Here is a 5,239-nt window from a genome sequence, read left to right as displayed (position 1 = left end):
TCGAGCGATCGACAACGGTGGCTCGCCGGTGCAAGAGGCGGCGTTGGTGAAGGAGATCGGCACCCGCTTCGAGCAGGACCTGCTCCTCGGGCTGCAGGAGCTCATCGACATCGAGCCCACACCGGAGTCGCAGTCGCTGTTCGAGCAGGTTCTGTGCGAGGCGATCCTCACTGCGCCGTCGAACACCATCCGGGGGGGTACGACGGAGATCCTCCTGTCCGTCGCGGCGAAGGGCCTCGCCCGGTGAGCGACGACCTGCTCGACCAGGCGGCGGATGAGCTATTCAGTCAGGTGGTCACGCCTGGCGCGCTCGCTGATGCGGAGCGCGACGGCTGGTCGCAGTCCGTGTGGGCGGCGCTCAGCGAGATGGGGCTGCCGGGGATCTCCGTGCCGGAGGACCGTGGTGGCCAGGGCGGCTCGGTCGCGGACGCGCTCGGAGTCCTGCGGGTCGCCGGGTGGCACGCGCTCCCGCTTCCGCTTGCCGAGACCGGTCTGCTCGCCGGCTGGCTGCTGTCGAGCTCCGGGCTGTCGATGCCTGCTACGCCGCTGACGGCGGTCGCGCCGCGCGACGGCGACGATCTATCGTGGGACGGCTCCACGGTCAGCGGCACGCTCAGGGGAGTCCCGTGGGCGCAGCGCTGCTCTCACGTTGTCGCCCTCGTCGACGGCGTCGTGGTGCAGCTCGACCGCGACGAGCTGACGATCACGGCGGCGACCAACCTCGCCGGCGAGCCGCGCGGCTCGATTGTGTGCGACCACGTCACACCGGCGGTGTGGGCTGCCGCCGGCCCCGGCGTGGACATCGAGTCGTTGCGGCTGCGAGGTGCACTGACGAGGGTGTGTCTCATGGCCGGCGCGATCGAGCGGGTCCTGGACCTCACTGTCCGCTACACCGACGAACGGCGGCAGTTCGGCAGGCCGATCGCTCGGTTCCAGGCGGTGCAGGCGCATCTCGTGCACATCGCGGAGCAGGCGGCGATCGCGTCGATGGCTGCCGATGTCGCCTCGCGGGAGTACGCGCGCGGCTCCGCGCCACTTGAGGTTTGGGCTGCGAAGACCTTGTGTGGCGAGGCGGCGCGGATCGCTACCCGGGCGGCGCATCAGGCGCATGGCGCCATGGGCATGACGCAGGAGTACGTCCTTCACCACCTGACCCGCCGGCTGTGGTCGTGGACCCGGGAGTACGAAGACGCCGGATGGGCGTGGCGGCTCGGAAGCGCCGTGATCGAGCGGGGAGCCGACGAGCTCTACCCGTTGATCACGGCGGGCTCAGCGCTTCGGCGCTGATCCCGCGGACCATCAGGCCGAGCCCGTACATGAACTGCTGTTCGCCTAGCGCGTTGAGGTACGCGACGTCGCGGTCGCGATCGGTAAGCGAGTCGGTACTGCCGGCTGCCTCCGTCGTGGCTCGGGCCGCGTCGCTGACGATGACGCCTTGCTCCATGGTTACGAACCCGCGGGTGAAGTTCAGGCACGCGGCGAACGCGTCGGTGGCAGCCTGATGCGACAGGCCCGCGAGGGTGAGCAGGTGCAACCCTTCGTCGAGGCGACGCTGGGCGGCGCGGGTCAGTCGTGAGTGCGCGATCGAACCTGGTGCGTAGGCGACGATCTCCCGGTACGCCGGGAGGGACAGCAACAGCTCGCGGAACGCCGCGAAGTAGGCGATGAGCTCCTCGTCCCAGGGACCGTCTCCGGCGGGAGGCAGCTGCTGGTGGATGTCGTGCAGCACGAGACCAGCGAGCGCGTCGACGAGATCTTCTTTGTTCCTGAAGTACCAGTAGATGCTGGCAACCCCCGACTTCAGGTGCTTGGCAAGCGTCGGCATCGACAGCTGCCGCAGCCCATCGCGCTCGACGATCTCGCGCGCCGCGGACAGGATCTCCTCGCGCGACAGCGATCCCCGCGCGCGGCGGGTGCGTCCCGCAGGCGCCTGGCCAGCGTTTGCGGTCACGCGTTCATTAGACCTCGACCAGCCGTGGCATCGCCGTTGTCGTGGCCAGGACCAGGTCCCCGAGCTCGTCGACGATGTCGTCCCATCGGCCCAGCAACGAGTCGAGGACGACGCCGCGGTCGATGAAGGTGTGCAGCGGGTGCTCGAGTGTGGCACCTATCGCGCCACATACCTGGACGGCGTGGCCGCTCACCAGCTGGTGCGCCCGACCGGCCTGCGCCTTCGCGAGCCGCGCAGCCAGTAGGCCTCCGTCGTCGAACGCGGCGTCGAGCAGTCCCTCGGCCGCCGTGATCGCGACCCGGCCGTCGGCGAGTCGATGGCGCACGGCCTGGAATGCCGCGATCGGTGCGCCGAACTGGGTCCGCGTGCTGGTGTGCTCGACCGCCAGCCGGAGCACCTCGTGCGACAACGCGATTAGCTCGGCGGCCAGGGCGCGGCGGGCGGCGGCGACCGCGCTATCCCATCTGGTCGTCGCGACGAGGCCGGCCGGGGTCGCGACCGTCGCCTCGAACCAGTGGAGGGCTGGGTCGAAGGTCCGCAGCGGCACTGTGGCGAGGTCAGCCCCGCGGACCACGGCGAGCGATGTCGCCGTTGCGCCGGCCACCGGTGCGACCACGATGTCGTCGTCGGCGGGCAGGTGAGTCAGGACGCCGTGGATCTCGCCGTCGGCCGTCCCCGAGGGCCAGAGCACCGACGAGGCGAGCGCCGGGACGTCATCACGAAGCGCGTCGAGGACGAGGCGGTCGAGGATCGTGGTCCGGGCGCGGGCGCGGGCGTGGGCCGCGAACAGCAGTCGGGTTGCGACCGCCTCGTCTTCCGCGACCACGTCCTCCCAGCCGAGCTCCGCGAGGACCCTCGACACGTCGCCCACCGCATCGGCGAACATCTCGTCGAGCGAGGCGGACAGCAACGCGAGCTGTTCTGCATCCATGTCCGTCAGCCCTTGGGGAGGTTGAGCACTCGGTCGGCGATGATGCCGCGCTGGACCTCCGCGGCTCCGCCGTAGATCGTCGTCGTGCGGCTGAACCACCACTCCTGTCCCCACCGACGCATGGCCGGGTCGGTGCTGAAGGCGAACCGCTCGCCGAGCAGGCTCCGTGCGGCGTCGTAGACGCTTTGCTCCGCTGCGCCGAGGAGGAGCTTGTCCGCGCTGGCCTCGGGTCCGACGGTCTCGCCGGCAGCGAGGCGGCGGACCGTCTCGACGCTTCGGGCGCGCAGGCCGATCAGGTCGAGGTAGGCCGTGCCGAGCTGCCGGCGTGCGAGCTCGCCGGAACGCACCGCGACGGCGAGCGTGCCGAGCCGCTCGAGCAGGACGGCCGCGCGCTGCCAGGCGTAGACCGCACGTTCGAACTGCAAGAGGTACATCGCGATCTCCCAGCCCTGGCCGGCCTCGCCGATCAGTCGGTCGACGGGCACCCTCACCTCGTCGAAGAAGCACTCGGCCAGCTCGGCCCGGCCGCTCGCGAGGTAGATCGGGCGAATCTCCACGCCTGGCATGTCGTTGTCCAAGAACAGCATCGAGAGACCTCGGTGGCGGCTCTCGGCCGTCCCGGTTCGACAGAGCAGGACGGTGTGCGAGGCGGTCGCGCCGTGGCTGGTCCACAGCTTCTGCCCGGACACTACGTAGTGGTCGCCGTCCAGCACTGCCCGGCAGCGCAGCGACGCGAGATCGCTGCCCGCCTCGGGCTCGGAGAACCCCTGTCCCCACCACTCGTCACCACGCGCGAAGGCCGGCAGATACCTCGCGGCGATCTTGGGTGCGTAGCGGGCGATCGGCTGGGCGAGGGTGGTGATCAGGCTGTGTTGACCGGTCAATGGAAGGCCTGCAGCTACCAGCTCGTCGTACATCACTGCCCAGTGCCGGACATCTCCGCCGAGCCCACCGACGGCGACCGGGAAGCCGTACCTTCCGAAGTCCGCGTCGTAGATAACCTGCACCATGCCGGAGACGAACTTCATCTCCTCTGCGACGTCTTCGATGTAGCAGCCTCGCCACGCGTCGAGATCCGAGGAGCCGAGGAACGTGCGCAGCGCGACTCGGTACTCCGACAGGTCGCCGGCGTAGCGGCCCTCGACGCTTCCTGCCACGTCAGGCCCGCGCGTCGATGAGCTGCGCCAGGCCTTCGAGGTGGGCCTGCGGGTCGCCGAAGAGCTGGCGACTCACGGTCGCGCGACGGAGGTAGAGGTGAGCGGGGTGCTCCCAGGTCGCGCCGATCCCGCCATGGACCTGGATGTTCTCGGATGTGGCGAGTGCCGCCGCTTCGCCGGACTGGTATGCCGCGATCGGTGCCACCTCCGCCACGAGCCGGGCATCGTGGTCGGCGATCCAGGCGGCGTACATCACGGCTGAGACCGCTGCCTCGACCTCGAGCACCACTGAGGCGAGCTTGTGCTTGACGGCCTGGAACTGCCCGATCGGTCGACCGAACTGCTCGCGGGTCTTTGCGTAGTCCGTGGCCATCGCCAAACAGCGTTCGGCGATCCCGACCTGCTCGGCGGCGAGCAGGATGCGGGCCCGGTCGTGACTGTGCTCGACCACCGCCGTCGCGCTACCGGGCTCGCCGATGGGGGTGCCCGAGACGTCGGCGAAGGTGACAGTGGCGAATCGTCTTGTGGCGTCGACCGTCTCGATCTGCTCACGGGAGGTGCCGGGATCGGCCGCATCGACGAGGAACAGCGAGGGTCCATGCTCGGTCGTGGCGCAGACGACGAAGGTGTCGGCGGCGTGGCCGTCGAGCACCCAGGTATGGGTTCCGTCGAGTCGCCATCCCCGTGCGGTCTGCCGGGCGTTCGAGGTTTGACGCGTGGCGAGGGCGACGATGGCTTCGCCGGTCGCGATCCGAGTCAGGAGGTCGGCGACCGGGTCAACCGCGACGCTGGTGTCGAGGTCGAGCAGGAGCGCCGAGCTGAGCGCGGCGCTCAACAGGGGAGCGCACAGCAACGCCCGCCCGGCTTCCTGGAAGACGATGCCGAGCTCGGTGAGGCCGTAGCCGGCGCCGCCGTACTGTGCCGGGACCGCAACGCCGAAGACGCCGAGCTCGACCGCCAATCGCTTGACGGTGGCGGGGTCCCAGCCGAGTGCGGAGCTCATGGCGGCGCGCACGTCAGCGTCGGCGGAGACCTCGTCGAGGAAGCGTCGGACGACCTGTGCGAGCTCCTCATGCTCGGGGTCGTAGCGAAACTGCACGTTCATGCTCCCGGTCGCGGCTCGCGGTTATCGTATATCTCATTCACCTGTTCTTACGGAGTGGTTCGTGGACATCAGCTACCCGACCGAGGTCCTGGCCT

The 5,239-nt window shown here is 69.7% G+C and carries 6 protein-coding genes; 2 read left to right on the top strand and 4 right to left on the bottom strand.

Annotated features, from left to right (window positions below; all coding sequences use genetic code 11):
* Nucleotides 1-247 (top strand): acyl-CoA dehydrogenase (locus VG899_15260; GenBank protein ID HWA67718.1); only part of this gene is annotated, 247 nt, incomplete at its 5' end.
* Nucleotides 244-1,287 (top strand): acyl-CoA dehydrogenase family protein, encoded by a 1,044-nt coding sequence (locus VG899_15255; GenBank protein ID HWA67717.1) that lies wholly within the window; start codon nucleotides 244-246, stop codon nucleotides 1,285-1,287. The genes VG899_15260 and VG899_15255, both read left to right, overlap by 4 nt.
* Here VG899_15255 and VG899_15250 read toward each other — a convergent pair.
* From VG899_15250 to VG899_15235, 4 genes are read right to left on the bottom strand one after another with little or no spacing between them, the layout of a single operon-like run.
* Complete coding sequence (locus tag VG899_15250; protein HWA67716.1) at nucleotides 1,259-1,951, bottom strand: TetR family transcriptional regulator; 693 nt, start codon at nucleotides 1,949-1,951, stop codon at nucleotides 1,259-1,261. The genes VG899_15255 and VG899_15250 overlap by 29 nt on opposite strands.
* A 7-nt stretch (nucleotides 1,952-1,958) precedes the next feature.
* Nucleotides 1,959-2,882 carry an acyl-CoA dehydrogenase family protein gene (locus tag VG899_15245; GenBank protein HWA67715.1) on the bottom strand — a complete coding sequence of 308 codons (924 nt, stop codon included), beginning with the start codon at nucleotides 2,880-2,882 and terminating at the stop codon, nucleotides 1,959-1,961.
* Between the two features lie 5 nt (nucleotides 2,883-2,887).
* On the bottom strand, nucleotides 2,888-4,039 hold the full coding sequence (locus tag VG899_15240; GenBank protein ID HWA67714.1) for an acyl-CoA dehydrogenase family protein: 1,152 nt from the start codon (nucleotides 4,037-4,039) through the stop codon (nucleotides 2,888-2,890).
* A 1-nt stretch (nucleotide 4,040) separates the two neighbouring features.
* Nucleotides 4,041-5,144, bottom strand: coding sequence for an acyl-CoA dehydrogenase family protein (locus tag VG899_15235; protein ID HWA67713.1), 1,104 nt, complete (start codon nucleotides 5,142-5,144; stop codon nucleotides 4,041-4,043).
* Between the last annotated feature and the right edge of the window lie 95 nt (nucleotides 5,145-5,239).

Source organism: Mycobacteriales bacterium, assembly GCA_035550055.1.
GTDB lineage: Bacteria > Actinomycetota > Actinomycetes > JAFAQI01 > JAFAQI01 > DASZTV01.
This window is presented reverse-complemented; position numbering and strand designations above follow the sequence as displayed.